Source organism: Aeromonas sp. FL131, assembly GCF_049860615.1.
Taxonomy (GTDB): Bacteria; Pseudomonadota; Gammaproteobacteria; order Enterobacterales; family Aeromonadaceae; genus Aeromonas; species Aeromonas hydrophila.
Genome location: NZ_CP187595.1, coordinates 746,915 through 771,965, shown reverse-complemented (window position 1 = coordinate 771,965; position 25,051 = coordinate 746,915). Strand labels below are relative to the sequence as shown.

General features: G+C 57.2%; 33 protein-coding genes and 1 pseudogene. 23 read left to right on the top strand and 11 right to left on the bottom strand.

Going from position 1 to position 25,051, the window contains the following annotated elements:
* Positions 1-72: 72 nt before the first annotated feature.
* Together ACPW75_RS03795 and ACPW75_RS03790 are read left to right on the top strand one after the other, a co-directional pair.
* A complete protein-coding gene (locus ACPW75_RS03795) occupies positions 73-1,062 on the top strand; it encodes a YqaJ viral recombinase family protein (RefSeq protein WP_024945014.1) in 990 nt (329 codons plus the stop codon).
* Positions 1,059-2,039, top strand: coding sequence for a hypothetical protein (locus ACPW75_RS03790; protein WP_024945015.1), 981 nt, complete (start codon positions 1,059-1,061; stop codon positions 2,037-2,039). Before ACPW75_RS03795 ends, ACPW75_RS03790 begins: the two co-directional genes overlap by 4 nt.
* 11 nt (positions 2,040-2,050) lie before the next feature.
* Here ACPW75_RS03790 and ACPW75_RS03785 read toward each other — a convergent pair whose 3' ends face one another.
* Entirely contained in the window at positions 2,051-2,401 is a 351-nt protein-coding gene (locus ACPW75_RS03785) for a helix-turn-helix domain-containing protein (RefSeq protein WP_024945016.1), read from the bottom strand.
* Between the two features lie 246 nt (positions 2,402-2,647).
* Between ACPW75_RS03785 and ACPW75_RS03780 the strand changes: the two genes are divergently transcribed.
* The 18 genes from ACPW75_RS03780 to ACPW75_RS03695 all read left to right on the top strand — a co-directional run bounded on the left by ACPW75_RS03780 (position 2,648) and on the right by ACPW75_RS03695 (position 10,613).
* Entirely contained in the window at positions 2,648-2,971 is a 324-nt protein-coding gene (locus tag ACPW75_RS03780; protein WP_024945017.1) for a hypothetical protein, read from the top strand.
* A gap of 12 nt (positions 2,972-2,983) precedes the next feature.
* Positions 2,984-3,433, top strand: a complete 450-nt coding sequence (locus ACPW75_RS03775) for a hypothetical protein (protein WP_024945018.1) — start codon at positions 2,984-2,986, stop codon at positions 3,431-3,433.
* 83 nt (positions 3,434-3,516) lie between these two features.
* Positions 3,517-3,864, top strand: coding sequence for a YkvA family protein (locus ACPW75_RS03770; protein ID WP_024945019.1), 348 nt, complete (start codon positions 3,517-3,519; stop codon positions 3,862-3,864).
* A 19-nt stretch (positions 3,865-3,883) separates the two neighbouring features.
* Positions 3,884-4,309 carry a DUF2787 domain-containing protein gene (locus ACPW75_RS03765; protein ID WP_024945020.1) on the top strand — a complete coding sequence of 142 codons (426 nt, stop codon included), beginning with the start codon at positions 3,884-3,886 and terminating at the stop codon, positions 4,307-4,309.
* 9 nt (positions 4,310-4,318) lie between these two features.
* Positions 4,319-4,747: a hypothetical protein gene (locus tag ACPW75_RS03760; protein ID WP_080688891.1), complete on the top strand. Its 429-nt coding sequence runs from the start codon at positions 4,319-4,321 to the stop codon at positions 4,745-4,747.
* Positions 4,722-4,997, top strand: a complete 276-nt coding sequence (locus ACPW75_RS03755; protein ID WP_042048606.1) for a hypothetical protein — start codon at positions 4,722-4,724, stop codon at positions 4,995-4,997. The genes ACPW75_RS03760 and ACPW75_RS03755 overlap by 26 nt, the downstream gene beginning before the upstream one ends.
* Before the next feature lie 124 nt (positions 4,998-5,121).
* A complete protein-coding gene (radC, locus tag ACPW75_RS03750) occupies positions 5,122-5,619 on the top strand; it encodes a RadC family protein (RefSeq protein WP_024945022.1) in 498 nt (165 codons plus the stop codon).
* Positions 5,616-5,807, top strand: coding sequence for a hypothetical protein (locus ACPW75_RS03745; RefSeq protein ID WP_024945023.1), 192 nt, complete (start codon positions 5,616-5,618; stop codon positions 5,805-5,807). The genes radC and ACPW75_RS03745 overlap by 4 nt, the downstream gene beginning before the upstream one ends.
* 24 nt (positions 5,808-5,831) lie before the next feature.
* Complete coding sequence (locus ACPW75_RS03740; RefSeq protein WP_024945024.1) at positions 5,832-6,170, top strand: hypothetical protein; 339 nt, start codon at positions 5,832-5,834, stop codon at positions 6,168-6,170.
* Positions 6,171-6,286: 116 nt separating this feature from the next.
* Positions 6,287-6,793 carry a hypothetical protein gene (locus ACPW75_RS03735; RefSeq protein WP_024945025.1) on the top strand — a complete coding sequence of 169 codons (507 nt, stop codon included), beginning with the start codon at positions 6,287-6,289 and terminating at the stop codon, positions 6,791-6,793.
* A complete protein-coding gene (locus tag ACPW75_RS03730; protein ID WP_043851135.1) occupies positions 6,793-7,008 on the top strand; it encodes a hypothetical protein in 216 nt (71 codons plus the stop codon). Before ACPW75_RS03735 ends, ACPW75_RS03730 begins: the two co-directional genes overlap by 1 nt.
* Positions 7,005-7,367: a hypothetical protein gene (locus ACPW75_RS03725; protein WP_024945026.1), complete on the top strand. Its 363-nt coding sequence runs from the start codon at positions 7,005-7,007 to the stop codon at positions 7,365-7,367. The genes ACPW75_RS03730 and ACPW75_RS03725 overlap by 4 nt, the downstream gene beginning before the upstream one ends.
* Positions 7,368-7,446: 79 nt before the next feature.
* Positions 7,447-7,989, top strand: coding sequence for a hypothetical protein (locus ACPW75_RS03720; RefSeq protein WP_024945027.1), 543 nt, complete (start codon positions 7,447-7,449; stop codon positions 7,987-7,989).
* A gap of 1 nt (position 7,990) precedes the next feature.
* Positions 7,991-8,332 carry a hypothetical protein gene (locus tag ACPW75_RS03715; RefSeq protein WP_024945028.1) on the top strand — a complete coding sequence of 114 codons (342 nt, stop codon included), beginning with the start codon at positions 7,991-7,993 and terminating at the stop codon, positions 8,330-8,332.
* A gap of 30 nt (positions 8,333-8,362) precedes the next feature.
* A complete protein-coding gene (locus ACPW75_RS03710) occupies positions 8,363-8,659 on the top strand; it encodes a hypothetical protein (RefSeq protein ID WP_024945029.1) in 297 nt (98 codons plus the stop codon).
* Between the two features lie 89 nt (positions 8,660-8,748).
* Positions 8,749-9,063, top strand: coding sequence for a hypothetical protein (locus tag ACPW75_RS03705; protein ID WP_021137999.1), 315 nt, complete (start codon positions 8,749-8,751; stop codon positions 9,061-9,063).
* A gap of 2 nt (positions 9,064-9,065) precedes the next feature.
* Positions 9,066-9,470, top strand: a complete 405-nt coding sequence (locus ACPW75_RS03700) for a type IV toxin-antitoxin system YeeU family antitoxin (protein ID WP_024945030.1) — start codon at positions 9,066-9,068, stop codon at positions 9,468-9,470.
* 204 nt (positions 9,471-9,674) lie between these two features.
* On the top strand, positions 9,675-10,613 hold the full coding sequence (locus tag ACPW75_RS03695) for a restriction endonuclease (RefSeq protein WP_021138001.1): 939 nt from the start codon (positions 9,675-9,677) through the stop codon (positions 10,611-10,613).
* Positions 10,614-10,631: 18 nt separating this feature from the next.
* Here ACPW75_RS03695 and ACPW75_RS03690 read toward each other — a convergent pair whose 3' ends face one another.
* The 9 genes from ACPW75_RS03690 to ACPW75_RS03650 all read right to left on the bottom strand — a co-directional run bounded on the left by ACPW75_RS03690 (position 10,632) and on the right by ACPW75_RS03650 (position 21,879).
* Complete coding sequence (locus ACPW75_RS03690; protein ID WP_005331303.1) at positions 10,632-11,345, bottom strand: M48 family metallopeptidase; 714 nt, start codon at positions 11,343-11,345, stop codon at positions 10,632-10,634.
* Entirely contained in the window at positions 11,345-14,476 is a 3,132-nt protein-coding gene (locus tag ACPW75_RS03685; RefSeq protein ID WP_264098721.1) for a type I restriction endonuclease subunit R, read from the bottom strand. Before ACPW75_RS03685 ends, ACPW75_RS03690 begins: the two co-directional genes overlap by 1 nt.
* 74 nt (positions 14,477-14,550) lie before the next feature.
* Positions 14,551-15,615, bottom strand: a complete 1,065-nt coding sequence (gene darG / locus ACPW75_RS03680) for a type II toxin-antitoxin system antitoxin DNA ADP-ribosyl glycohydrolase DarG (protein ID WP_024945032.1) — start codon at positions 15,613-15,615, stop codon at positions 14,551-14,553.
* Positions 15,612-16,265: a type II toxin-antitoxin system toxin DNA ADP-ribosyl transferase DarT gene (gene darT / locus ACPW75_RS03675; RefSeq protein WP_024945033.1), complete on the bottom strand. Its 654-nt coding sequence runs from the start codon at positions 16,263-16,265 to the stop codon at positions 15,612-15,614. The genes darG and darT overlap by 4 nt, the downstream gene beginning before the upstream one ends.
* A 277-nt stretch (positions 16,266-16,542) precedes the next feature.
* Positions 16,543-17,976 (bottom strand): restriction endonuclease subunit S, encoded by a 1,434-nt coding sequence (locus tag ACPW75_RS03670; RefSeq protein WP_024945034.1) that lies wholly within the window; start codon positions 17,974-17,976, stop codon positions 16,543-16,545.
* Complete coding sequence (locus ACPW75_RS03665; protein WP_051505340.1) at positions 17,973-18,464, bottom strand: DUF1016 N-terminal domain-containing protein; 492 nt, start codon at positions 18,462-18,464, stop codon at positions 17,973-17,975. Before ACPW75_RS03665 ends, ACPW75_RS03670 begins: the two co-directional genes overlap by 4 nt.
* A complete protein-coding gene (locus ACPW75_RS03660) occupies positions 18,461-20,911 on the bottom strand; it encodes a type I restriction-modification system subunit M (protein ID WP_024945036.1) in 2,451 nt (816 codons plus the stop codon). The genes ACPW75_RS03665 and ACPW75_RS03660 overlap by 4 nt, the downstream gene beginning before the upstream one ends.
* Positions 20,912-21,097: 186 nt before the next feature.
* Positions 21,098-21,544 carry a hypothetical protein gene (locus ACPW75_RS03655; protein ID WP_043852095.1) on the bottom strand — a complete coding sequence of 149 codons (447 nt, stop codon included), beginning with the start codon at positions 21,542-21,544 and terminating at the stop codon, positions 21,098-21,100.
* 146 nt (positions 21,545-21,690) lie between these two features.
* Positions 21,691-21,879 carry a DUF3283 family protein gene (locus ACPW75_RS03650; protein ID WP_021138010.1) on the bottom strand — a complete coding sequence of 63 codons (189 nt, stop codon included), beginning with the start codon at positions 21,877-21,879 and terminating at the stop codon, positions 21,691-21,693.
* Between the two features lie 116 nt (positions 21,880-21,995).
* On the opposite strand from ACPW75_RS03650, the gene umuD reads away from it, so the two are divergent.
* The 3 genes and pseudogenes from umuD to ACPW75_RS03635 all read left to right on the top strand — a co-directional run bounded on the left by umuD (position 21,996) and on the right by ACPW75_RS03635 (position 23,425).
* Positions 21,996-22,439 (top strand): translesion error-prone DNA polymerase V autoproteolytic subunit, encoded by a 444-nt coding sequence (gene umuD / locus ACPW75_RS03645; RefSeq protein ID WP_024945037.1) that lies wholly within the window; start codon positions 21,996-21,998, stop codon positions 22,437-22,439.
* A pseudogene (locus tag ACPW75_RS03640) lies at positions 22,420-23,148 on the top strand (Y-family DNA polymerase); the annotation flags it as partial. The gene umuD and the pseudogene ACPW75_RS03640, both read left to right, overlap by 20 nt.
* 34 nt (positions 23,149-23,182) lie before the next feature.
* Positions 23,183-23,425, top strand: a complete 243-nt coding sequence (locus tag ACPW75_RS03635) for a hypothetical protein (protein WP_231557019.1) — start codon at positions 23,183-23,185, stop codon at positions 23,423-23,425.
* Positions 23,426-23,540: 115 nt separating this feature from the next.
* Here ACPW75_RS03635 and ACPW75_RS03630 read toward each other — a convergent pair whose 3' ends face one another.
* Positions 23,541-25,016 (bottom strand): HAMP domain-containing methyl-accepting chemotaxis protein, encoded by a 1,476-nt coding sequence (locus ACPW75_RS03630; RefSeq protein ID WP_024945039.1) that lies wholly within the window; start codon positions 25,014-25,016, stop codon positions 23,541-23,543.
* Between the last annotated feature and the right edge of the window lie 35 nt (positions 25,017-25,051).

The following is a 25,051-nucleotide window of genomic DNA, read 5'->3' as shown; positions in this document are numbered from 1 at the left end:
CATAACGACCTCACCCGGACTGGCGCAAGCCAATCCGGGCGTAGCCATTTATGCCGTCAACAAGGAGTCGTCATGAAAGCAAAAGCCAAATACGGCCAAGCCCTGCGGCTGGCCTCCACTACCCAATTAACCCGCGAGCAGTGGCTTGCTATCCGCAAACTCGGCATTGGCTCTTCCGATGCCGCCGTGGCAGTCGGGCTCTCCCCCTACAAATGTCCACTCAGCCTGTGGTTGGAGAAGACTGGCCGCAAGGAGCCGGAGGATATCTCTCACAAGGAAGCGGTGCTGTGGGGCATCGAACTGGAACCTGTGCTGGCGCAGGTCTACGCCAAACGCACCGGCTATAAGGTGCGCCGGGTCAATGCAGTGCTGCAACACCCCGAGCAACCCTTCATGCTCGCCAACCTCGACCGGGAAGTAGTCGGCCATCCCGATGGACCGGGCATTCTGGAGATCAAGACAGCCAGCTATCACAGCGCCCCCCAGTGGGAGGAAGGAGTGCCGGTGGCTTACCAGTGTCAGGTACTCCATCAACTGGCCGTCACCGGCCATGCCTGGGCCGAAGTGGCTGTGCTGATCGGCGGCCAGGACTTTCGGATTTACCGCATCGAGCGCGATGAGGAGAAGATCCAGGATCTCACCGAGCGGGAAGCGCAGTTCTGGCAGATGGTGCAACAAGACCAGCAGCCCGATCCTGACGGCTCCAGCGATGCCGCCAATGCCCTGAGCTGGCTCTTTCCCCGCGATGATGGTCAGACGCTGGATCTCTCGGATTCTCCCGAGTTTAACCAGCTGTTTGGGGAGCTACTGCGCTTACGTCAGCAAAAGGAAGCTGTCGAGCTGCAGGAGTCACAACTCAAACAGCGGCTGCAAGCGACCTTGGGTGAAGCGACAGCCGGGCTGTTTGCCGATGGCAAGATCACCTGGAAGCGCAGCAAAGACCGGCTAGCACCGGATCTCGAAAAGCTCGGTCAGGATCATCCCGACCTGCTCACCCGTTACGTCAAACCGGTGCCCGGCGTGCGCCGTTTCACCATTCAACCCTTGAGGCAAACACCATGATCAAAGGACTGGCGATTACCCCGCCCGTGATCGGGCGGATTTGCATCGGCAAGCTGGTGCAAAAACAGGATAAGTGGGTGCCGGAGAAGGACGACAGCTTCACCCTCACCACTCAGGTACAACAAAAAGGGGGATGGTTACTCCATCCCCTGCATCAACACTACTCATCGCAAAAGAGTGGCCAGGGGCAGGAGCAAACCAAGATCCGCGCCATTCCAGTGCGGGTGCTGTTCAACGACAGCGACTTGAATCTGCGGGCGGAATACAGCGCCTTTGACCGGCAAACCGGCAGGCCGCTGTGTGTCGGGAATGGGGAGGTGGCAAGACGCGTGGGGGCACAAGGCATGGAGGAGGTCAGCTGCCCTGGACCAGAGCGCTGCGCCTTTGCCGGGCAACAGGGCTGCAAGCTGTACGGGCGACTGAACCTGTTTGTGGAGGGGCAAGGGGATGAGCTGGGCAGCTTTATCTTCCGCACCACCGGCTACAACTCAGTGCGCACTCTGGCGGCGCGGCTGAAGTACCTGGAGGCAGTGAGCGGGGGCCATACCCGCTATCTGCCGCTCACCCTGCGGTTGCGAGCCAAGAGCACCACCCAGTCGTACCGCACACCGGTCTACTACGTGGATTTGACCTTGCGGGAAGAAACCAACCTGACTGAGGCAGTCAGGCAAGCACAGGAGGCCGCCCGGCGTGATCAAGAGGCGGGGCTCGCCATCGACCAGATGGAGCAGGCCGCTCGCGACCTGCTGCGCAATGGCCAATTTGAGGATATCGATGAAGAGGTGCCGATGCTGCTGGAAGAGTTCTATCCTGAAGCAAACAGCGACGATACGGCGAATGGAAACGTAGGGGCAGTGGAGGTTGCCTCGCATAACGCACCGCAAAGCCAAGTAACCAGAATGCCGCAGAGGCCACAACCAAGAAGGAGTCCACTCACCAACAAATTGGGGAAAGGGAGCCCATCCTCTCCCCAGTGAATGGCGGGCGTTCAGCCGGGACGGGCTAACCGCTCAACCAACCGCTCAACCGTTTCCAGCAACAGGGTTCGGTCAGCATCATCGAGCCGGGCCAGTTGCTGGCTCAGCACAATGCCCTGCTCGGTCGGGCGGTTACTGGTCTCGCGCAGAAAGTCCGCCAGCTCACAACCAAACAGTTGAGCGAGCTCCGCCAGCCGCACCACGGTCGGCACCACAATCCCTCGCTCCATTCGAGAGACGGCCTCCATCCCGATATTGAGGTGTTCTGCCACATGCTCTTGCGTGAATCCGGCTTGAGTACGCTTGTGGCTAATCGCCTTGCCAACGCTCTTGGCTAACAGCTCAAGGTTGATATCTGTCATGGTTCCTCCAGTCAACCCGTATGGTTGACCATGGACTCATTGACGATAAGGACTCAAAAAGGCGAGTATCAACTAAGTTGGTTGTAATTGGCCGTAAATCGATGATCGCTACGCTGACCGACTCACCGACAACAAACATCAATCCTCGTTTGTGGCATCCCCTCCCATCTCGGGTAAAGCGCTTTTACGCGAGCGGTTAGGGCGACTGCCATTGTTACTATTACTCTGTTACATAAGGAAAAGTACATGGCTCGTTATCCCGTTATTGCCACCCTCTTTTTTCTCGTCATCACCATTTACTCACTCTGGACCGGTAGCTCCCCGCAGCTCGGGTTCTGGGGCCATATCTGGCACTTTGTCTTTGGTTCTCTGTTTACCTCACTTGGCCTGATGGGCGGGGAATTGTTCCGCCGCTTTACCCAACCAGACATGCTGTTTGCTGACGGCGCACAGGAGATGTTCAAGAAAAAGTTGTTTTGGAAAGTTGGTCCCCAGCTCATCGGGGGCGTGGTGGGCTACATCGCGGCAGGTGGCTTTTTACAAAATGTGTTGGGGTACTACGTTGGATAAGGAGAGCTAACCATGAACAAATGTTGGATCACGTTGACGGCCATCCTGCTATGCAACAACGCCCTGGCCTATGGCGAGGCCGGACGCTGGAGCAGCGGCTGGGGTCAGGGCACCAGCGAATACACGGCGGTGGTCAACGAGCAAAACAACCTCTATATCGCCTGCAATGACACCCGAAAGGTCAGCATGACGGCCACGGTACAGGGCAAGGAGTACGGCTCTTATGCTGGGCAGGCTTTCTCCATCATCGTCGATGGCAGCCAATACGATGCGCCCTATGAGACAGAATCCCGTGTCGGTGAGAACAATTTCTTCGACATGTGGGGCAAGCTACGCAAGGCCAAGTCGATCCGCATTTTAACGGCTGACGGCAAGCAGCTGGCACTGCCGACCCAAGAGGTAGCCGCTGTACTGCCCGCCACTAATACCCCCGAGTTTGACTGCTTGATGTGGGACCAATAGATCACATCCATTCCCATCCAAGAGGAGGCATTTGCCTCCTCTTTTTATTTCTGCAATTCACCCACCCGTGAAGGAGACGCACTATGCCCCCCTGCATTCCCCCTGAATGCGAGCCGTTCGATCACCCAGGCTTTTGGCACAAACTCTGGGCCTTTGCCAAACGTGCCGGTCGGCCCTTTATCGAGACCTGCCTGTTGCTCTACTACACCAGCCAAAAGGATGATCTGCCACTTTGGGCCAAGCTCCTGATTTACAGTGCGCTGGCCTACTTTATATCGCCCATTGATGCGATCCCGGATGTGTTGCCGATGGGACTCACCGATGACATCGCGGTACTGAGTGCAGCTCTCGCCAGCATTGCCGCCTTTATTGATGAACAGATCCGTGCCCGTGTGGCCAAAAAAATGCGCGAGCTGTTCGGCCAAGATTAACCCCCACAAGGAGTACACCATGACCATTCCCTTTTTCCGGGACGGCTTTGCCCTGCCCGTAGCACAAGCATTGCTGGTTCAGCTTAACCAGGAAGTCGCTAAAACCGAGCTCAATCTTGAGCGCTTAACCCAACTGACCTTCAACTTCCGCAATCCCGGCTACAGTGTCGAACAAGGTGGCGTGCACCCGGTCGAGATCCGCCTGATCCGTGGGCTAGATGGCTGGCTGTTCGATTACGTCACCGACTTCAGCTACCAGGGGCTCGGCCATGATGCCGAGCTCTGCAAGGAGATCGACTTCAACTTCCTCGATGGGGAACACACCATGTTGGGCTGGGGACCGCTGCGGCTGGCCGAAGCGCGGGAATTGTTCGATATCTGGCAAAGCAACTTCATTGCCTACTGCCGGTTGGAATGCTTCAGCGTCACGGTCGCAGGAGATTAGGAGGTCACGATGACCCAAGAATTAGCGCTCTCCCACTACTCACGCCAGTGGCTGGGACGAGTCGCCACCAGCGCCAAGCTAACCCCCACTCGCAGTGGTCAGCGTTGGCTGCTGCACCTGACACCGGATAGCCCACCAGCCCGCACAGTCACCTTGCAAGTGCGTTGGTCTGGCGTGCAGTGGCAACTGCTCTCCCTCACCAATGCCGAGGACTGGCACACCATGAGCCAGCCCGTGGATGAAATCTGTGTGGACCCTAAGCGTCGCTGTTTCTGGCGCAGCCAGGCAGGAGCCGTCCCACTCTCTGAGCAGCCCCGCGTGCTGGGAAGCTTTATGAGTGACCTGCAGCGTGCCTGCATCCATCACGGCTATCGTGTGGAGAGTGACCCCTTACCCCAAGAGGAGGCACAAGATGCCAAAACAACCGGTAGCCGTTGAACTTGAAGCCATCAATCGTAATGGCGAGACGCAAGTGGTTCGGGGCAGCGCCCTGCCCGTGCACGGCTACGGCGTTTACTTGCGAGCGGTAGAAGCCAGTGGATTGGCGCTGGCTACCTGGATAGCTGACTACGACACTATCGGCCAAGCCTATGAGCTGGCGGAACGGCTGAGCGTTGCGCTCGCTATGCCGCTCACCCTGCAGGTCCCCGGATTGCTGATGCCGGTGAAGCGTGCCCCTACAGCCTGAGCAGGAGCAGAAGCCGCCACCAAGACCAACTGAACTACCCTCAAAGTGAACCAACAACCGCTCTACCTTTAACCCCGACATGCTTCATGCGTGCCGGGGTTTTGTTTATTTGGAGAATTCCACTATGCGTTATCACAAGCTGAAAGCCGGGGAATGCCCCGGCACTTATGTCGTCACTGAACCCGTGACCGAACAAGACCTGCTGCGTATCGCCAACCAGATTGCCCGTAAGCGCTTGGCCAAAGGCACCGCCATTACCAGCACCACCGAGGCCGCCGAGCGGCTGCAAACCCTGCTACAGGACCGGGAGCATGAAGTGTTTGGTGCACTGTTCCTTGACTCCCAACACCGCGTACTGGCTTTTGAGGAACTGTTTCGCGGCACCTTGGACAGCGCCAGCATCTACCCACGGGAAGTAGTCAAGCGGGCCCTGATACTCAACTGCGGGGCCATCATCGCAGTGCACAATCACCCAAGCGGTGACCCTGAACCCAGCCAATCTGACCGGGTCTTTACCCAAGCCCTCAAGGAGGCCTTGGCGCTGGTCGATGTGCGATTGCTCGACCATCTGGTGGTCGGTGCCGAGGGCGTGGTCTCGCTGGCCGAAAGAGGTCAGCTATGACTCTAACCCTAGGTAAGTCACACCTCACCACCCTCGACATCCTCCTCGAGCTGCGCGGCTGGCTTGCAGACAACGTCGAGATGCAGGCCGAGCCTGCCATCGTGGCTCACCTGCCTAACGGCTATCAGCTCACCCAGAGCGATTGTGTCGAGGCCATTGATGCACTGCTCCATCAGCTACGCCCTTAACCGAGCCAAGAAGGGATAAACACCATGCGATTACCCAATCCCTATTCCCTTGAGGAAACCCTCGAGAAGCTACGCCATAGGCTAGCAGCCGCCTGCAACGAGGATGCGCTGACATTGCTGGAGAAGGCCGTCACCAAGGCACATGATGACGAGGCCTATGCCAAGCATTTTGAAGAGACCTTGCTGCAGGGATCCACCATCGAGATCCGCGAGTGTCTCAGCTGCTTTGGTGACTACTTTGAGCGATCCCGAGACACGCCGCCCTATTACCCGCATCACGATGCCGTCAACGGCATTGATGGTGCACTCTACGCCATCCTGTTCGATGCGGCTCTCCCCAGCACAGAGCAGGCGCACGAATAACGCCAGCATTCCCAAACCCGGATCATTAGGTCCAACACCAAGATCCGGATATTCCGATCCCCCCAACAAGGCCACCTCACTACAGGTGGCCTTTTGCATTTCAAGGAGTCATCCCCATGTCTGCTTTCATGATCGATCGCAAGGACTACCTTGCCTTTGCCGTTCAGTTACACCGTTTTTGCAATGCCCCCATGCCACCGCACTACACCCTTGAGCTGCTGCGCTCCCTCTGGTGGAACTCGCCAATGGATGTCACCAGTACCTGGACGTGGCGGGTAGACCGGCTGGTACGGTTGATGATGCTCGCCAACCGGCGGGCAGTCTGGCATCGCTATCAGTTAGGACGCCAGCAAGAGCAGAAGGAACCACGCCAGCACTGCTCGACCAAGCTGGGACAGATTAAACCTGCCCACAGTTACCACCAGGCACCACTCACCGATAGCGAGCTGGTTGCCCTCTACAAATTCACCTGCTGCGCCCTGTACCAATCGAGTGAATGGAGCGGGAGCCCTGAGCAGGCACCTCGGCTTGTGAAGGTACTACAGCAGTTACAGCAAGCGCTGGCGCAAGACGTGCTGACTCGACTGTCACTGTGGGAGCAAGCCACTTGGGGAGAGATGTGATGAACCTTTCCATCACTCTGACAGTGACAAGCTCACCACCGAGCTCAACGGCCCATATAGCCCAGCGTATCGCCGATGACATGGCACACCTGCATCATCGTCTGGGTGATGGGGTCAGTGATGAACTGGGAATCAGCATCAGTTACCTGGTCGAACAGTTTGCGCTGCTGGCAGCGGCCTACCGTTCACCTGCTGAAAGGGAGAATCACCCATGATTGAATTTACCGACAGCTTTAGCCAGGCCGCCGTGGCAGAGGCCATGTGTGCCCATCCAGGGCTTGCCAAGCTCATCAGTCAGCAGTTGATGCTGCCGGGCTTTGCCTATGCCCACGATGTGGAGGGGCGACGTATTGGCGGGCCACTGGTTGCGCCCAACCCGGTGCTGCACAAAACCTCGCTCTTTGTCAGTCCCCGCGATATGCGCGAGTACCTGCCGCGAGAGATTAACTTCGCCCGCTTTCGCTGCGCCTGTAATGCAGTGGGTCAGCCGGTCGGCGAGTGGCAACGGGTAATTGTCGGGGCCTACGTCAACCATGGTAGTAATGACAAGCCGGATTGGAGTAGTCACACCTGAGCCACGGCCACCAGCACACACAAGACCTCTCACAGCCCCTCACGCCGAGGGGCTGTTTGCATTTGAAGGAAACCCCACCATGCACGACCTACGTGATTACAAGACTCTGTCCGCTCGGCAGATCACCACTGCCATCGGTCAGCTCAACCACAACACCGCGCCGAAGATAATGACCCATCTGGCATTACGGGCCAGGCAGCCGCAACCGCTCGGTAATGGCCGTAGCAGAGCCAAGGCCCTCAAGCTGCTGCGCCGGGTCAAGAAGGCTCACCAAGCGGGGCGTATCCAGTTTGAGCTCACCGTGACGGGTTGCCGCATCGACCGGGGGAGCCATCAGGCTGACCGCTATTACTACGACCGCACGCTATTGGCTCAAGGTTGGCAGCAATACGACACCGAGGAAGACGCCTGGTACTTTGGCATCTGGATTAACACCGAGAAGCTGGAGACCTTTACTTACGCCGAGGGGGATACCAGTCATGTAATTGCGCCGAACGTCGAGGCGTTTCGTGCCGAACTGGCGCGGCTCTACCAATACCACCCGCAAGCCCCGGCGTTTATCAGCATCGACCCGGAAGCGGGCGTTGTGACCCACCACTTTGAACGCAAGCCGGAGGTGTGAAATGGCGAAAAACATCACCATCAAGGTGCCCGGCAAACATCCGCAAACCGGCGAGATCACCACCTTCGAGCTCAAGGGTCAGCGCATCGATATCGGCATCGGCGGACAGGCAGTGCCCTTCCTCATTCACGGGAGGGGAATAGGAACGTCCCTCACCCACATCCCGAGTGGCTACCGCATTGCGCTGCTCGGCGGTTGGCTCACTGCTCGTTACGCCATACCTGAAAATAAACCCAGCAGAACGGCCTGCGCCCAGATGGCCATAGACCGACTGGTAGCCCAGTACGGTTCGCTGCATCTGCTGGACCGTCTTAATTGCAAGCCGGTTATCAATCAGCTGTAACCCACAGCCCAGACAACAAGGAGCGATGTAATGACCAACACCATCCCTGCAACACCTGACTCACTGGCAGGCCATTCGGTAATGCAGATGCTGGATGTCGCCATGAGTTCCATCATCGGCGATTACGATGACGCTGACCTGGTACCAGAATGGCAATGGGTCAAGCGTATGGCCTCCCATGAACATGTCGGCGTGAAGGATGACTCCGCCTATGAGTTCACCCTGAACCTGGCCATGGAGCTCGATGCCATCCCGCCAGCACTGCAACCCTTGCTCACTGCTGCCCAGCAGGCCGGTGTGAACTACATCCTGTTTTACAACGGCTAGCCACCGCGACCATCTCATCGCTCATCAACAAACAACATAAAGGGCCAGCCCTCACAGGCTGGCCCCTTGCATCATTGGAGTCACCGAACATGACCCGTCTTATCACCGGACTCGAGGTGCATCGCTATGCCCCCGAGCTCAACAAACTGCACCTGCGAAACCGTCAGACACTACCCGCTCCCGGCATCACCACCATCAAGCAAGCCAAAGCCCGCCTGTTTGCTCGTTGGCAACCTGGGCATCAGGTGACCATCACCGTGAGCCATCCCGACTACATCAATCTTTCTCGGCTCTACCGGGGGCGGCTGACAAACCTGACCGAACTCCCTGAGCACCTGACCAGACTACGCCAGCGCCACAACGTGCCCGGCACCTGCATCGACATTCAACTGAGGTATCGCTAATCATGACCACGACAACCACCCACACCAACAACCAACACCCCGTAGCGCCAGACCACCCCACTCGGATTTTTGCACAGTGGGGTTTGCCCCATACCGTGACGCCACGCTTTGGCGCTCGTCTGATACAGAGTCGCTACCGGCTCGATTTTCTATCCGATCGGGCCAGTCTGATCGGTGAATGGAGTGAGACGCAGATAGCCAAGCTCGACCTGGCTTTCCCGGAGATCATCAAGGCTCTGGAAGCCAAGCTGATAACCGGCGAGCTGGATGCTCAACGTCAGCACTGCATCACTATCCAGCACGGCGGCTTTACCTGCGAAGCCGACACCCTCGGAAGCCATGGCTATGTCTATATCTGTATTTACCCTGCGGCGAGCATGGACGCCAATCCTGACCGCAAGGCGTGACCACACATCCGCTTGTGGTAACATTTTTAAACCTACTCGTCCGTGATAAGTGGGTGGGTCTTGGGGAAGGCCAATTCATGGCCTTCCCTTTTTTTGGTGACGCTGTTTTTTTTGAGGTTGCTCCCAGTGACTTCGATACCAACTGGCCCCAAGCAGGTCGCTGTGACAAGATAAGCCCCTGTTTTATCTCGATCTGGTTGCCCGATGAAAGAAACCCTGCCCAGCTATGAAGCCATGATGCCTGCCGTGCTCAAGGTATTGGCCGATGGTGTCGCCCGCTCTCTACGTGAGGTATTCGAGCGGGTTTGCCAGCACTACGCCTTTACTCCGGAGCAGTTGGCTGACACCTTGCCCAGTGGTCGCCAAACCACGCTGCGCAGCCGGGTTGGCTGGGCCAAGACCTATCTGGTCAAGGCAGGACTCATCGAGCAACCCAAGCGGGGCATTTGCCTTATCACCGAACGGGGTAAGGCGGCGCTAGTCTCGGGACATACTATCGACAACCGCTATCTGGCCCAATTCAACGAGTTCGTGGCGTTTACCCTGGCCTCCAGTGAGAGCGCAGGCAATACGCAACAAGCCATGGCGATCCCGACAGACACGCCAACACCAGAGCAGGCCAGCACCCCTCAAGAGCAGATTGAGCAGGCACTATCTGCCATCAATCGCTCCCTTGCCGATGACCTGCTTGCCGAGATCTTGGGCCTTTCCCCTCGTTTCTTTGAACAGCTGGTGGTCGATCTGATGGTGGCCATGGGCTATGGCGGCAGCCAGCAGGATGCCGCCCGCACCACCCGTTACCAAAGCGATGGCGGCATCGATGGCATCATCAAGGAAGACCGGTTGGGGCTCGACTCCATCTACCTGCAGGCAAAGCGCTACACCGACAAAACCGTGGGGCGTCCCGAGATCCAGTCCTTCGCGGGGGCGCTGGATCTGCACAAGGCCCGCAAAGGGGTCTTTATCACCACCTCCAGCTTTAGCCGTGAGGCGCAGGAGTATGTCGGACTGATTGAGAAGCGCATCGTGCTGATCGACGGTGCCCGTCTTGCCGCCCTGATGATCGAATACGGCGTCGGCGTCACTACCCGCCAGACCCTCACCATTAAAACCCTGGATTCAGATTACTTTTTGGAAGAATAAATCGTGGCTAAACCAGCCCTAATACCCCCACCGATTAAATGCCAGCGGCATCTTGTTGAGCTTCTCGCGATGCTCGCGCCAGTTGGGCAGATGGGTATCCATCAGTGTGATAAATCGCTGGTTATGTTTGCGCTCTAACAGGTGAACCAGCTCGTGCACCACAATAAATTCCAGGCATTCGGGGGGCTTCTTGACTAATTCGAGGTTGATCCAGATGCGGGATGTATCTGTTTTGCAGCTCCCCCACATGGTCTTCATCCGTTTGATACCGACAAACGAAGGGGTGACGTTGAGCAAGGCCTGCCACTTGGCCATCAATATCGGCAGCCGCTGGCGTAGCAATTGGCGATACCAGCCCAGTAGCAAGGCTTCTCGCTTCGCGGCGTCATAATGAGCGGGAACCCGCATCCGGATCCACCCCCCTTGTAGCTTGACGCTGTGCGCTCCCTCAACCGGGATCACCTCCAATCGATAGCCCCGTCCCCAAAGGTAGTGCGTCTCGCCGCTGCACATCTGGCGCTCGCTCTGACGTGGCTGCGCCTGAAAGTGGGCCTGTTGCTGCCGGATCCACGGCAAGCGTCTGACCACGGCCATTCTGATGGCCGTCTGTGACAGCGACGCCGGGGCCGAGACGCGCACGCGACCATCAGGGGGCAGCACATTGATGTGCAGGTTCTTGATCCCCTTATGCTGCAACTCCAGCGTGAGCTCACCAATGGTGATCAGGGGCATCAGTGGTACTCCTGCTGCGCTTTCACCAGCTCCATCACCTCGGCAACGGTCACATCGTATCCCTTGGTTTCTTCGGCAATGGCAAACGCGATCTCCCGCTCCTTGAAGCGATCGCCATACCAATCGGCCTTCTTGGTATAACGCACGGCGGTATCAATCCTGGCCACCAGCAGCTCATCCTTGCCCAGATTGTCATAGAGTGCCCGTTTGGCTGCCGTGTCTATGCTCTCTGGGTAGGCGCTCTGGCTATGGCTCTGTGGATATTTCACCTGCTTGGCCAGCTCGCGGACCTTTTCCAGATACTCCTGATAGGAGATGGCCTGCTGGCGGCGCAGATCGATCAGCTCATCGAGCAGCACCGACATCCTCTCGTAGTATTTGGGGTTGACCGGGTTCTCATCGACGATGGTCCGGCGCACGTTGTTTTCAATCGCCTCGGCCATCGACTCCTGATTGTCGCGCATCTCCTTGGGCAACCCATCCAGCGCCTCGGGGCCGCGCTGGATAATGAGCTCCAGCAGCCCCAGCTCCTCAAAGTCCATCAGCGTCTCGCTGGGGTCGGCATCCACCCACAGATCCAGCATCTGGCGCATGCCCGGCTCGAACTGCTTCATATCCACCAGATCACCACTGGCCAGCTTGATCTCATCCCGGACCTTGGCGAAGTGTTCGACCTCCTGCTTGATCGAGGCGGCCTGCGAGGCGCTGTAACCCGCCTCCTCCAGCTCACCCGCCAGATTGGTAAAGGCGCGGATCAACTTGGCCACCAACTGATAGAGGGTCAGCCGCAATGCCTCTTTCTCGCTCAACGTCTCTTCATCGGCTCCCGGCTCACAACAGAAATAATGCTGATAATCGAGTTGCGACTTGGGCGCCTTCACCGGCTCACACAAGGCACGGACGGCTTCCAGAGCGTTATCCAGATCCTCTTTGGCCTGGGCCAGTCGATCCTTGAGCAGCCCGGCCACATCCTCCTTGTCATAACCCGCGAAGGCCTCGGCCGTATAGTCGTTGACCGTCTTCTCCAGCGACTTGAACAGGTCTTTGTAATCGATGATGTAGCCGTACTCCTTGTCGTCACCATCCAGCCGATTCACCCGACAGATGGCTTGGAACAGGTTGTGATCAGCCATCTTCTTGTCGATATAGAGGTAGGTGGCAGAGGGGGCATCAAAACCGGTCAGCAGCTTATCCACGACAATGAGCAGCCGCATCTGGCCCGGCTCTTTGATAAAACGCTGCTTGACCAGTTTTTCAAACTCTTCGACCCGCTTAGCCGCCTCATCCTCCGGCTGCTCGAAATAGTCGGCCAGCATCTTGCGGTAGATGTTGTACTTGGCCAGCTTCTCCGTCAGCCCCTCGCCCGTCTCCTCGCCCTTGATCTCGCTGGCATTGGGTTGGTAACTGGTGACGATGGCGCACTTGCCAGCAAAACCGGCCTGGCTGAACATCTCGTAACTTTTGCAGGCTTGATAGACGCTGGCGCAGACCAGCATGGCATTGCCACGACCATTAGCTAGACGCGACTGCCGCTCAAAGTCGATCAGAATATCGGCCACTATCTGCTCCAGCCGCGAACGGCTGGAGAGCAGCTTCTGCATCGAAGCCCACTTCTGTTTAAGCTGTTGCTTGCCAAGCCGCGAGAGATCCTTGGTTTTCGAATCAAACCATTCATCCACCCGCTTCTGGGATTTGACCCGCTGATCGATGTCCCGCGCCTCGTAGCGCAGATCCAGCACCACGCCGTCACTCACCGCCTCGTTGAACTTGTAGGTGTGAATGTAAGGACCAAATATTTCGATGGATTTTTTCTTGTCCAGCTTCATCAGCGGCGTGCCGGTAAAACCGATAAACAACGCCTCTGGCAACAGGCTCTTCATGGCCCCATGCAGCTTGCCGGACTGAGTACGGTGACACTCATCGACAAACACAAACAGCTTGCCCTTGGGGCTGAAGTCCGAGGGCAAGCTGCGGCGCATATCAGCAATAAAATCATCCGAGCTGCCGTCATCTTCGTCATCCGACTCGCCTTCAGACGTGCGACCGAACTTATGCACTAGGGAGCAGATCAGCCAGGGATTATGGGCATGCAGACGGGCTACCAGATCGGCACCGCTCTTGGTGCGCAGGATCTCTTCCTCCACCCCGCTGAACACCTTCTCGATCTGCTCATCGAGTTCGGTACGGTCGGTGATGATGAGCACCCGGCTGTCGGTCACATTTTCGCGGATCCACTTGGCCAGCCATACCATGGTCAGGCTCTTGCCGCTGCCTTGGGTGTGCCAGATGATGCCGCCATCCCGGCGGCGGATATAGGCCTTGGCGGCACGGATGCCGAAATACTGGTTATGGCGGCAGGTCTTCTTGGTACCCGCATCAAACACGATAAAGTCGTGGATCAGCTCCAGAAAGCGCGCCTTACTGCACAACTGTGCCAGATGCTGGTCCAGCAGATTGGCACTCGGCAGATCGACATGGTCGGAATGGATTGGATCGGCTGGCTCTTTCCACTCCAGATAGTATTTCTCGTGGGTTTCGATAGTGCCGTAGCGCACCCCTTGGGTGTCGTTGCCCGCCATCACCAACTGCATGGTGGTGAAGAAGTTACGGATAAAATCCTTCTTCTGGTTATCCAGGTTCTGGTGGATACCTTCAGAGACAGAGACGGTAGAGCGCTTGAGCTCAATAACGCCAAGGGCAATACCGTTGACATAGAGCACCAGATCCGGCCGTTTCTTATTCTCGCCTTTGACCGTGACCTCTTCGGCAATGGCAAAGTCGTTGGCCTGCGGATTAGTCCAGTCAACAAGCCAGACGGTCTGGTTTTGCTCGCCTGCCCCTACTTTTTCCTTCACGCCATAACGCAGCAGGCGGTAGACCTCCTTGTTAGCGTCATAGAGGATGCGCCCTTCACCCAGACTGGCTGCTCGATCCAGTTGCCTTAGCACTTTCGGGATAAGCGCCGCATCCACACCACGCCCCACCAGCCAGGCGGTCAGCAGTTCCGGCTCGACATTGCGGTTGTTCTCCCGTGTATGCCAATCCCCCAGGTAGCGATAGCCCAGCTCCGCTTGAAATAACTTGATGACGCGGTTCTGGGTTGCCCGCTCCCGTTGGCCGACTGAAATCATGCTCTCTATCCCTGTTATTCTCTCAAGCCGCCGCGACAACCGCGCAGCCGCTGCTATTCGTTACACCAACGTCGTTACACCAATCCCTGCTGCAAACGGGTCAAGGCGATCTGCAGACTGCGATCATCAAACAGCCGCGCCTTGCGCTCACCCCACGGGGTTCCCGCTGGCCAGCGATGCAACCCCTCTCGCAGCGCGCTCACCGTCGGCGCACAGCCCTCTTCGGCTATCAACCAATCGACCGTGGCCAATAACTCCATGCCATAGGGCGACTCAAAACCATCGATTAACGCGGTCGTCTGCTCCAGTATCGGTAAAAATGCTTTGGCCTCGGTCTGGAGATAAACGGCAAGCTCTTGTTTTTTGGCCTCATTAAACCAGATGACATCAAACGGCTTGCTATCCGGAATGCGCTTGTCGGACTGCAGATAACTGCCGTCCATCGCATTGAGCAGATGAGTCAGATTGTTGGCATAAGGGCCATAACGATGGGCCTTAAACTGCAACTGCAGCGGATCCCCCAGCGGGTTGCGGCCAATGACCCGCGCCAGAAACCAGGCCAGCTTCTGGATCTCCAGCAAGCTGCACTCCATCCCTAAAAACCAGTAGCGACGTACCAGTTCAGCAATCAAGGCCCGAGCCGGAGTCAGCTCCGCCACCCCGCCCCGCTTGGCCACATTTTGGTATTGGCTACTGGGCTCATAGAGCAGGATATCGATATCCAGATCGCCCAGTGCCGTTTCAATCGCCTGTTTGACCGCTGGCCAAGGCAGACCACCGTTGCCAGCCCCCAGCGGCGGAATGGCAATCGAAGAGACCTGCTGCGCCTGTAACCAGGCCCGCAGATCCTGCAAACCATCCTGGATCCACGCCATCTGTGCCGGATTGCGCCAGTGCTGTTTGGTCGGAAAATTCACGATCCAGCGCGGCCCCAGCAGCTCACCCGTCTGGGTAATAAACATCTTGCCGGTGACGACGTCACCCTGTTTGCACGCCTCGGCATAGGCGCGCATATTGGCCGGGAACCGCTCCTTGAACATCAAGGCGATCCCCTTGCCCATGACACCGACGGTGTTGACGGTATTCACCAGAGCTTCAGCCGGAGCATCCAGCAGATTGCCTGTTGTATATCGAATCATCTGAAATACCACCCATCACGGACATAGACGGGGCGCGCGACCCCGACCCGATTCATGCATTGTTCCACGCGGTTCTTTATCTCTTCGTTGTAACACACCACGCCCAGCAACGCCTCGATGGGGCAATGTTGATGGATCAAGGCCTCGGCCTGATAGCGCTCCAGCTTGCTCAAATCTTCCGCATCACGCTTGAAGTCACGGCGCTGCAACAGTGGCCAGTCAATCCGCCCCAGATCGCCAAGGTCGACATAGAAATTGGCCCACTGGTAATAAGCATGGCTATCGGTAAACACAAACGGCAGCCCCAGTTCAGCCAGGCGATGCAGGCTGGAAACCAGGATCAAGATTTCATCATTTTCACGCTGGGGAACACCGCGCCCGGAGTGAATATTGCTGAGCATGGGAGAAAACGGCGTGAAGTAGAAGGGCACATAGTCATTCAACACGCCGTAAGGGGCCAGCGGCACCGGATGGCGCGCGCGCTTGGCAATCAACTCCGGCAGCCCGATATGCACCCATTGCGGGCTTTGCTGCAGACCATTCCCCGCCCACAGGCCATGGGTCAGGATCCATTCCAGGTTATCCCGATGCACGATCCGGAATATCAGCGCCTTCTGCGGATTCAGACTCTGGCTATAGTCATAGGCCATGGGTGGCTAGCTCCTGCGATACCCAGCGCTTGATAAACACGCCAACGATGACCCCACTCGCTTTTCGTATGCGGGTGGCCGCTGTGCACGCCATCAAGCAACTCACAATAAAAGTATCTCTTTCTTTTCAGATAGATAAACATCTATCGCGCCAATTAACAACCGCCCCAGTCACGCAACAGTCAAGCAACGGTCAAGCAAATCCGGCCTGGGTGGCTCGGTGGCCAGGCTCGCGGCAGAGGCGGTCATCTGGCTGGGTTGCACTCATGCTCCCCGTCTATGCCCCCGCCGCCAGCGGCAGGCGGATTTTGCCGGTCAGCAGTTGCTGCATCATTCCCTGCTTCACATCACGGGCCTTGGCCAGCTTCTGCTCCAGCGCGGTAAGCTCGTTATCCATATCGGAGAGAATAGTGGCGATGGCAGACTGCTCATTTTTATCGGTAGGGCATGGTATCAAATAAGCTTGGAGAGCAGAAAAAGGTACTCTGCGATGACCTGCACTACCCACCATCTCGGCCTCAAGGGCTATGCGTAAGCTATTTTCTATCGTCCAGTAATAGATGAATTTTGAATCTGCGCATTTCTTCGCCCGAAGAATATGAAACTCTGTACTGCCATAACCTATTTCAGTTAGCAATTTATCCGTATGGCAACCCTTGCCATTTTCAAAGCACGGCGTTATTTTGGCAACTAGAATATCGTTTCTTTCAAAATAAGTGAGACCTGCCTTTATTTGATTGAGCGGAAGCCTATTTTGAGAGGTCAACTCTCCATTCTCACTAACATCTTGCATACCGACAAAAGAGACTAATTCATCTTTACGTAGCACTTGACGCTGAACATTATTCTCAAACAACTCACCGAACCTAACTACATTCCAATCTTTCGGAATTTTTCCCCGCTCGCTGGATTTATCGCCTTTGAGGGTGCAATCGGGGTACAGGGCGAACTGTGGCAGGCGGGTGCGGCCGGTCAGCAGTTGCTGCATGGTGGCGCTCTTGATGGCCTGCTTCTTGGCGATCAGCTGCTCCAGCGCATCGATCAGCGCATCGCTATCCGACAGCACATTGGCAATGGCGGTTTGTTCTTTCACCGATGGAAGGGGTAATTCGTAATTTTTTATATCTGTACTTGTTATATTCGGGTCTTTCCGACTGCTACTAGCAACTAACTTCCAATAATCAACATGGTAATTCAGTTGGCTCAATAGAAAACCAGAATAAAGCTTTGAACCATCTGGAATTATTGCCAACAATGCTTGATTAATTGCAGCATCTGTTCTCAACAAACCAGTTCGTCCAATTTGATTAAAACCACCGTACATGGCCACGAGGACGGAGCCTGCTTTATGCTTTCTCAGGCTTGTATTAGTCAAAGCAGCATCTGTTACATATTCATCCGTTTCAAAAATAGGTCCATTATTCAAATCTAAAGTTTTCACCCAAGGATGATGGCCATCTTTATAAAAAAGATCATATTGACTCCGGGATGGAGTAGTACCACCACCGAATAATGCCACATCCTTTAGCGATGAAACCTCCCAATCCTCCGGAATAACCCCCACTTCTGTCTGCTTATAGCCTGCCGGGATCGCCTTACCTGCTGTCTCTTGCATCATCTGTTCTGCCATTATGCCCACTCCAGCCCCATGCTCTTGCGATGAACTGCCACCTTGGCCGCCTGTGGTGTTCGGCTTGTCTGTTATGGTCATGGGTTACTCCTGTGCCAGGCTACGAGCCTGCTCCAGCCGAGCCTGCACACGCATGCCCGCACGCTCCAGTTCTGGGTTATCGCTTCGCTTTGGTACCACTGCCGGGCAGCCGGATTGTCAATGCGACTTAGCAGGTTGTAGTGGGACCAGCTCAATTCGAGAGACACCGTCTCCTGAATTGGAAAGGCGAGATAAAAACGCCGCATATTACGCAGATTGCTGGCATCAAAGCCCTTGCCGAAGCGACTGGTCAGCTGCACGGCTAACTGGGCCAGCAACTGCTGGCCATAGGCAGCCCGGGTTTGTCCCTGCTGTTCGGATTCGACGATAAGACAACCGATCTGCCAGTAACAGCTCACCATGGCGCTGTTAACGGCTCGATGAACCTGAGTACGAGCCTGTTCAATCAGGCTGCCGAACTGGCCAAAGAGCCGATCGGCCTGTTGTTGCGCCTCCGGCAGCAACATAAAAGCGTTCTGTTGATTCATCGCGTCCACTCCAGCCCCATGCTTTTGAGATGCGCGGCCACCTTGGCCTCCAGATCTGCGACCTGCTGGGTCAGCTGCGGCAGGGTGGCGCTATAGCGCTCCTCCAACTCCTTGACGCGGTTGGCCAGCTGCTGGGTGATGCGCTCAATCTCTGCCTCGATGGCGGCCTGCAAGCTGGCGCGCCACTTATCCTCCACCAGCAGTTGCTTGATCTCATCCTCGGTCAGCTTGGGGTAACGGGCAACCACCGCCCGATCCAGCGCCTCTTGCGCTTCCTTTACCGCCTTTTTAGCCTGACTTTCGGCTTCGAACAGCTTGATGGCGGTTTTTAGTGCCGCCTTTTCCTCGGCATCGCTGGCTTGCTTGAGCCGCGCCTTCAGGCTGGCGGCGTTGATCTTGCCCGCATCGTTGGCGGCGTCACTCAGCAGCCCCTCCTCGCCGCCCTGCTCTTCCAGATAGCTCTCCAGATGTTGGCTCACCTCATCCGCGGTGGCCTGCAAGGCGTCGATTTCGGCCTGCTTATCGCTAAAGAAGCGGGCCACCAGCAGCGCCGGTGGCAGCAGCTCGGCCTTGTACTTGCTCTTGCCCAGCACCAGATCCGGCGTCTCTTTAAGCTTCTCGCCCCGCTCGACTGTAAGCTCACGCAGCACCTTGCCCGCCGCCCAGCCATCCTGGCAGAGCACATAGACATCGTCCTGCATCACGGCATGCCAGTAATCCAGCAGCAGTTGGTAGATATCGTAGTTATCCAGCAGCGGCAGCGGCGCATAGGCGGCGAGCAGCGATTCGCTGATCTCCTCGATCAATGCCTTGGGCGATTCACCCGGCTTTATCTCCGCCAGATGGCACTCGGTAAACCAGCGTGAGAAGGGTTCGAGTGAAGCAGTGGCAAAACGGACAAACTCGGGGTGCGCCAGTATGGTGCCCTTGACCTTGGCGGCATCCACCAGACCATGGCTATAACCCGCATGGGCCGGAGCAAACAGATCGGCCCGCAGGGTCGGGAACACCTGCCAGTAAGCGCCCAGGACGTCGATATCCCGATTGGGAATGCCGCCTTTAAGGTGGGCGGCCAGATCGTGCAGATCCTCGGCCTCGCTGGCATCGATATAGCGCGGAATATTGAGGTTGTAGTCGTTGGCGGCGATCTCCGACAGCGGCACGGCACGGCTGTAACGGGGGATCAGCTGCTCGCGGGTAAAGGTATCGACGATCTTGTGGATGTCCTGCTCGCGCAGCCGGTTCTTGTTGCCATCTTTGATAAAGCCTTTACTGGCATCAATCATAAACAGGCTCTGGCTGCTATAGCCGTTGGCCTGGATGGCGCGCTGAGGGGCCGTCTCTTTGTCGATGATGATGATGCAGGCCGGAATGCCGGTGCCGAAGAAGAGGTTGGCAGGCAGGCCGATAATGCCCTTGATAAAGCCCTGTTTGAGCAGATTCTCGCGGATGCGCGCCTCGGCATTGCCACGGAACAGCACGCCGTGGGGCAAGATCACCGCCCCCTTGCCACGGCTGTTGAGGCTCTTGATGATGTGCAGCAAGAAGGCGTAATCGCCGTTTTTCTCCGGCGGTACCCCCCAGACAAAGCGGCCAAACTCATCGTGCTCAGCATCCAGGCCGCTGGTCCAGTTCTTGTTGGAAAAGGGCGGGTTGGCGACGGCAAAGTCGAAGCACTTGAGCTGGTTGTTGCCCTCCTTCCACTGGGGCGCGGCCAGGGTATTGCCCTTCCAGATCTTGGCGGTCGGATTGTCGTGCAGGATCATGTTCATGCGCGCCAAGGCGCTGGTGGCGTTATCCATCTCCTGACCGTAGATGGTGAGCCCCTTGGGTCCCGCCTCGTCACTGGCCTTGAGCAGCAAGGAGCCGGAGCCGCAGGTGGGATCGTAGACGGTGGCATCTTGCGGCGTCTGGCGGCTGATGCCAATCACCTTGGCCAGAATGCGCGACACCTCGGCCGGGGTATAGAACTGCCCTTTGGACTTGCCCGATTCGGTGGCGAAGTGGCGCATCAGGTATTCGTAGGCATCGCCTAGCAGATCATCGCCCTCGGTGCGGTTGGCGGAGAGATCCAGCCCCTCGAAGATGCCGATCAGCTTGGTCAGGCGGTCGATCATCTCCTTGCCCTTGCCGAGCTTGTCCTCATCGTTGAAGTCGGCGATGTCGATGACGCCCTTGAGATCATTAGCTTCGGCCAGCGCCGAGATGGTGAGGTTGATCGCCTCGCCGATATTCGCGGTCCCCTTGAGCGCCACCATGTCACTAAAACTCGCCCCGTGCGGCACCTCAATCATGGCGTAGGGGTTACCCTTGGCCTTGTCGGAAACGTACTTCACAAACAGCAGGGTGAGCACATAGTCCTTGTACTGGGAGGCGTCCATGCCACCGCGCAGTTCATCGCAACTGGCCCACAGGGAGGAGTAGAGTTCGTTTTTCTTGATAGCCATGGAAAGGGTTCCAATAAGAGTCAGTTTGCGCCAAGGGCGCATGGAAAACGAAAAGAGGCGATTGTTTGCACCCATACGGGTGAGCACGCCAGAGATTGCCAACGAGTTTACCCACTTGACCCTGTGGCAACCATGGTGGATATCACATCAGTGACGGATAGGCAGATCGTTTGCTGCAAAACGCCATCATTTGCCTTCCAGCAAGGCCGGCGGTGTGCTCTCGCCACGGCATTTGAGTTGCCCCAGCGCGTTGGTTCGACAGACGGTGCCATCAGATGCACGCAACTGACCAAGTGCATCTTCACGCCATGTCACCCGTTCACCGGTTTTGGCATTGCTGCCGCGAATATTGCCCAGCGCGTCTTGCCGATAGGTAGTGCCATCGCTCCTCTTAAGATTGCCGAGCGCGTCCTTACGCCAGGTCGTTCCGGTTCCCGAGTCTTTGATGTTGCCAAGCGCATCCTCACGTAAGGTGCCCTGCTTGCCATCGTCACATTGATAGCGGGTATGGCCCAATGCATCTTTTCGATAGGTGCAGTCGGCTGCAAACACGACTTGCGGCGTTAGGCTCAGCAGCAGTGCGGCCAGCGACCACTGGCGTGTCGCTAACCAAAAGCCGGGTTGGTGACTCATTGCATCTCTCCTCTGACGTGAACTCGATTGACTATACCGGGCCAGCCGCTCAGCCTCGATACTGAGGTTTTTAACATGTCGTGTTTTCAGGCGGATGCGTGATGGCAAGACGTCCACTGAGGCGCGTTCAGTCCAGCTTGAGATAATTAACCTCGTTTGTATTTACCCACTTGCTCAAGAAAGTAGCTGCCCAGCTCACCCTTATGCTGGCTTGCTTCGCTTTCTGCGCTGGCCAAGTGACCGTTGCGCTCTTTCCATACGGCATATGCGGCAGCCTTCTCGACCTCGACCCGTTCTTGCTGCTCTTTCGGTAGGGCACACAGATTGTGACTCATACTGATCTCTTTGTTATTTGTTGGCGCCATGGTACGCCATCAGTGGCATGCGGGACTTGCGCTGGTTCAAAGGTGGCGCGCTATAATGCCTGTATATAAACACAGGCGTTATTACCATGAAGCTGTTAACCCCAGACCCATCACCCGCCGAGGTGACCATCCCGCTGTTCTTGCACCGCGCCTCTTGTGGCTTTCCCAGCCCAGCCAGCGACTATCTGGAAGGGAAGTTGGACCTCAACACCCACTGCGTGCCGCACCCTGCAGCAACCTTCTATCTGCGTGCCGAGGGGGAGAGCATGACCGGGGTCGGCATCTTTCCCGGTGACTTGCTGGTGGTCGATAAGAGCCTCACCCCTCGCCATGGTGATGTGGTGATTGCACTACTCGATGGCGGCTTCACGGTAAAGACCTTGCAGCTCAAGCCGAGGTTGCGGCTGCTGCCAGCCAATCCGGCGTTCGCGCCTATCGACCCTTGTATGAGTCTCTCCCTGGAGTTGTTCGGAGTGGTCACCCATGTGATTGGCAATCTGAGGCAGCGTGATGGCTATAGCGCTCGTTGATGTAAACAACTTCTACGCCAGCTGTGAGCGGCTGTTTCGCCCTGAGCTGCGTGGCCGCCCGATCGTGGTGCTCTCCAACAATGATGGATGCGTGGTGTCGCGCAGCCCCAAGGCCAAGGCGATGGGCATCAAGATGGCCGGGCCCTACTTCAAGATCCGCGAGCAGTTCGAGGCGCATGGCGGTGTGGCGTTCAGCTCCAACTACGCGCTCTATGGCGATATGTCTGGCCGAGTGATGAGCACGTTAGAGACCATGGCCCCCGAGCTGGAGGTCTACTCCATCGATGAAGCATTCCTGTCACTGTCGGAGTCGTTTGCCGGGAACCTGACAGCCTATGGGCAACAGATCCGGCAGCGAGTGTGGCAGTGGACCGGCCTAACGGTAGGGGTTGGGATCGGCCCCACCAAGACCCTCGCCAAGCTGGCCAACTATGCAGCCAAGAAGTGGCCTGCCACGGGCGGCGTTGTGGACTTGCGTGACGAGCTGCGCCGTGCCCGGCTGATGGCTATCACCCCGGTGGATGAGGTGTGGGGCATAGGGCGGCGCTTGGGGGCCAAGTTGGTGGCACAAGGCATCAACACCGTGGCCGACTTGGTGGCTAGCGATGCCAAAGGGTTACGCGCCCAATACGGCGTGGTGGTCGAGCGGATCGTACAGGAACTACGTGGCCTGCCTTGCGCGGAGCTGACCGTTGAACCGGCTGCTGAAGCGGTTACGCGAACACAAGGACGAATTATTGCTGGTGCTGAAGCGGCCGGAGGTGCCGTTGCACACCAATGGTAGCGAGCGGGACATCCGGGGTCATGTGAAGAAGCGAAAGGTGAGCGGAAGCACCCGCAGCGAGGAAGGGAGACGTTGCCGGGATACATTTATGAGTCTGAAAAATACCTGCAGAAAGTTGGGTATGTCGTTCTGGAAATATCTGCAGGAGAGGATAAATGGTGGTCCATTTGTGCCGCTAGCTGAACTGATCAACCAGCGGTAAAAGGAGCCCATCGCCACGACTTAATGAGAAGTTACTTGATTATTTTGTATCTATTTGATTTCATTGGGTTTCCCGCCGCCGAATGGCGGCAGGAACTGGATACAGCACACCACGCTTACAACTGGAACTGGGCAACCCGTCCCTGCAGCTGTTCGGCTAACTGGCTCAGGGAGAGGCAGGCGGAGGCCGTCTGCTCGGCGCCACTGGCCACCTCGTTGGCCGCCTCATGGATCACCGCTATGTTGCGGTTCAGATCCTCGGTCACCGAGTTCTGCTCCTCGGTGGCGGTGGCAATCTGGGTGTTCATGTCCGAGATCAGCGCCACCGATTCGGTGACCTTGTGGATTATGGAGCCCACATCCGAGGTACTGTTCACCGTGGTGTCCATCAACTGACGGCTATGATCCATATTCTCCACCGTCTCGCGGGCCCGGCTCTGCAGCAGATCTATGATGCGGTTGATCTCGCTGGTAGAGTCCTGGGTTCGCTTGGCCAGGGTGCGCACCTCGTCGGCCACCACGGCAAAACCCCGACCATGCTCACCGGCCCGTGCCGCCTCGATGGCGGCATTGAGCGCCAGCAGGTTGGTCTGATCGGCGATGGAGCGGATCACCTCCAGCGCCACACCGATGCTCTGGCTATCCTGCTGCAGATGATCCACCACCTGCCCGGCCTGCTCCAGCTTCTGCGCCACCACACCGGTATCCTTGATGGCCAACTGCACGGCATGCAACCCCGCCGAGGAGTCCCCCGCCGCCGTACTGGCCGAGTTGGCCGCCTCGTTGCAGTTGCGCGACACCTCCTGCACCGTGGATTGCAACTCGTTGATGGCGGCGGCAAACTGATCGATCTCTTGGAGCTGCTGGGCAACCCCCTGAGAGGATTGGGTAGCGATGGCATTGACCTCCTCCACCGACGTTCCCAATTGGTGAACGGCAGCGGCCACATCGGCAATCAGGGTCCGCAGATTGGTGTGCATGCTGCCAAAGGCCGAGGCCAGCTGGCCCAGTTCGTCGCGAGCAAAGCAGCGCGGATCCAGCGTGCCGCTCAAATCGCCTCTGGAGAGCCGATTGGCCTGCTCCACCAGGTGCGCCAGCGGCTTTCTGATCTGGCCGGAGAGCCAGTAGGCCAGCCCAAACACCAGCAACACCGCCGCCAGTAGCGAACCGACGATCCAGCGCTTGGCCTGTTTATTGGCACGGTTAAACTGGGCCTCCATGGCACTAGCCTGCTGCTGGTTCAGGTCCATCAGCTTGCCAACCAGGGAGGTAAGCCCATAGTAGAGCGCAACGGATGCCACCGACTTCTGGGCCGCCACCTCGGTCTGCCCTTCTCGCTTCAGGCTCATGATCTCCTGGTGCAGGGGCAGATAAGCCTGCCACTTGTTGCGCAACTCCTCGAACAGCGTCCGCTGCTCCGGGGTGCGCAAATCACTCTCATAATCCGCCAGGCTCTGCTGCACCCGGGTCACCGTCTCGGCCACCAACTGCTCCTCCTGAGGTAGATTGGCCCCATTGCCCAGCAACATGAAGCGCAGCTCCAAGCGCCGGACATCATCCAGGTTTTGCTTGAGTGCCGCACTATCGAGCATTTCCGGTATGATTTGGGTACTGATGATATGAAACT

Excerpts from the sequence above, each read along its gene's own strand:
- ACPW75_RS03795 (WP_024945014.1), top strand. The coding sequence starts at position 73 with ATGAAAGCAAAAGCCAAATACGGCCAAGCCCTGCGGCTGGCCTCCACT.
- ACPW75_RS03790 (WP_024945015.1), top strand. The coding sequence starts at position 1,059 with ATGATCAAAGGACTGGCGATTACCCCGCCCGTGATCGGGCGGATTTGC.
- ACPW75_RS03785 (WP_024945016.1), bottom strand. The coding sequence starts at position 2,401 with ATGACAGATATCAACCTTGAGCTGTTAGCCAAGAGCGTTGGCAAGGCG.
- ACPW75_RS03780 (WP_024945017.1), top strand. The coding sequence starts at position 2,648 with ATGGCTCGTTATCCCGTTATTGCCACCCTCTTTTTTCTCGTCATCACC.
- ACPW75_RS03775 (WP_024945018.1), top strand. The coding sequence starts at position 2,984 with ATGAACAAATGTTGGATCACGTTGACGGCCATCCTGCTATGCAACAAC.
- ACPW75_RS03770 (WP_024945019.1), top strand. The coding sequence starts at position 3,517 with ATGCCCCCCTGCATTCCCCCTGAATGCGAGCCGTTCGATCACCCAGGC.
- ACPW75_RS03765 (WP_024945020.1), top strand. The coding sequence starts at position 3,884 with ATGACCATTCCCTTTTTCCGGGACGGCTTTGCCCTGCCCGTAGCACAA.
- ACPW75_RS03760 (WP_080688891.1), top strand. The coding sequence starts at position 4,319 with ATGACCCAAGAATTAGCGCTCTCCCACTACTCACGCCAGTGGCTGGGA.
- ACPW75_RS03755 (WP_042048606.1), top strand. The coding sequence starts at position 4,722 with ATGCCAAAACAACCGGTAGCCGTTGAACTTGAAGCCATCAATCGTAAT.
- radC (WP_024945022.1), top strand. The coding sequence starts at position 5,122 with ATGCGTTATCACAAGCTGAAAGCCGGGGAATGCCCCGGCACTTATGTC.
- ACPW75_RS03745 (WP_024945023.1), top strand. The coding sequence starts at position 5,616 with ATGACTCTAACCCTAGGTAAGTCACACCTCACCACCCTCGACATCCTC.
- ACPW75_RS03740 (WP_024945024.1), top strand. The coding sequence starts at position 5,832 with ATGCGATTACCCAATCCCTATTCCCTTGAGGAAACCCTCGAGAAGCTA.
- ACPW75_RS03735 (WP_024945025.1), top strand. The coding sequence starts at position 6,287 with ATGTCTGCTTTCATGATCGATCGCAAGGACTACCTTGCCTTTGCCGTT.
- ACPW75_RS03730 (WP_043851135.1), top strand. The coding sequence starts at position 6,793 with ATGAACCTTTCCATCACTCTGACAGTGACAAGCTCACCACCGAGCTCA.
- ACPW75_RS03725 (WP_024945026.1), top strand. The coding sequence starts at position 7,005 with ATGATTGAATTTACCGACAGCTTTAGCCAGGCCGCCGTGGCAGAGGCC.
- ACPW75_RS03720 (WP_024945027.1), top strand. The coding sequence starts at position 7,447 with ATGCACGACCTACGTGATTACAAGACTCTGTCCGCTCGGCAGATCACC.
- ACPW75_RS03715 (WP_024945028.1), top strand. The coding sequence starts at position 7,991 with ATGGCGAAAAACATCACCATCAAGGTGCCCGGCAAACATCCGCAAACC.
- ACPW75_RS03710 (WP_024945029.1), top strand. The coding sequence starts at position 8,363 with ATGACCAACACCATCCCTGCAACACCTGACTCACTGGCAGGCCATTCG.
- ACPW75_RS03705 (WP_021137999.1), top strand. The coding sequence starts at position 8,749 with ATGACCCGTCTTATCACCGGACTCGAGGTGCATCGCTATGCCCCCGAG.
- ACPW75_RS03700 (WP_024945030.1), top strand. The coding sequence starts at position 9,066 with ATGACCACGACAACCACCCACACCAACAACCAACACCCCGTAGCGCCA.
- ACPW75_RS03695 (WP_021138001.1), top strand. The coding sequence starts at position 9,675 with ATGAAAGAAACCCTGCCCAGCTATGAAGCCATGATGCCTGCCGTGCTC.
- ACPW75_RS03690 (WP_005331303.1), bottom strand. The coding sequence starts at position 11,345 with ATGCCCCTGATCACCATTGGTGAGCTCACGCTGGAGTTGCAGCATAAG.
- ACPW75_RS03685 (WP_264098721.1), bottom strand. The coding sequence starts at position 14,476 with ATGATTTCAGTCGGCCAACGGGAGCGGGCAACCCAGAACCGCGTCATC.
- darG (WP_024945032.1), bottom strand. The coding sequence starts at position 15,615 with ATGATTCGATATACAACAGGCAATCTGCTGGATGCTCCGGCTGAAGCT.
- darT (WP_024945033.1), bottom strand. The coding sequence starts at position 16,265 with ATGGCCTATGACTATAGCCAGAGTCTGAATCCGCAGAAGGCGCTGATA.
- ACPW75_RS03670 (WP_024945034.1), bottom strand. The coding sequence starts at position 17,976 with ATGACCATAACAGACAAGCCGAACACCACAGGCGGCCAAGGTGGCAGT.
- ACPW75_RS03665 (WP_051505340.1), bottom strand. The coding sequence starts at position 18,464 with ATGAATCAACAGAACGCTTTTATGTTGCTGCCGGAGGCGCAACAACAG.
- ACPW75_RS03660 (WP_024945036.1), bottom strand. The coding sequence starts at position 20,911 with ATGGCTATCAAGAAAAACGAACTCTACTCCTCCCTGTGGGCCAGTTGC.
- ACPW75_RS03655 (WP_043852095.1), bottom strand. The coding sequence starts at position 21,544 with ATGAGTCACCAACCCGGCTTTTGGTTAGCGACACGCCAGTGGTCGCTG.
- ACPW75_RS03650 (WP_021138010.1), bottom strand. The coding sequence starts at position 21,879 with ATGAGTCACAATCTGTGTGCCCTACCGAAAGAGCAGCAAGAACGGGTC.
- umuD (WP_024945037.1), top strand. The coding sequence starts at position 21,996 with ATGAAGCTGTTAACCCCAGACCCATCACCCGCCGAGGTGACCATCCCG.
- ACPW75_RS03630 (WP_024945039.1), bottom strand. The coding sequence starts at position 25,016 with ATGCTCGATAGTGCGGCACTCAAGCAAAACCTGGATGATGTCCGGCGC.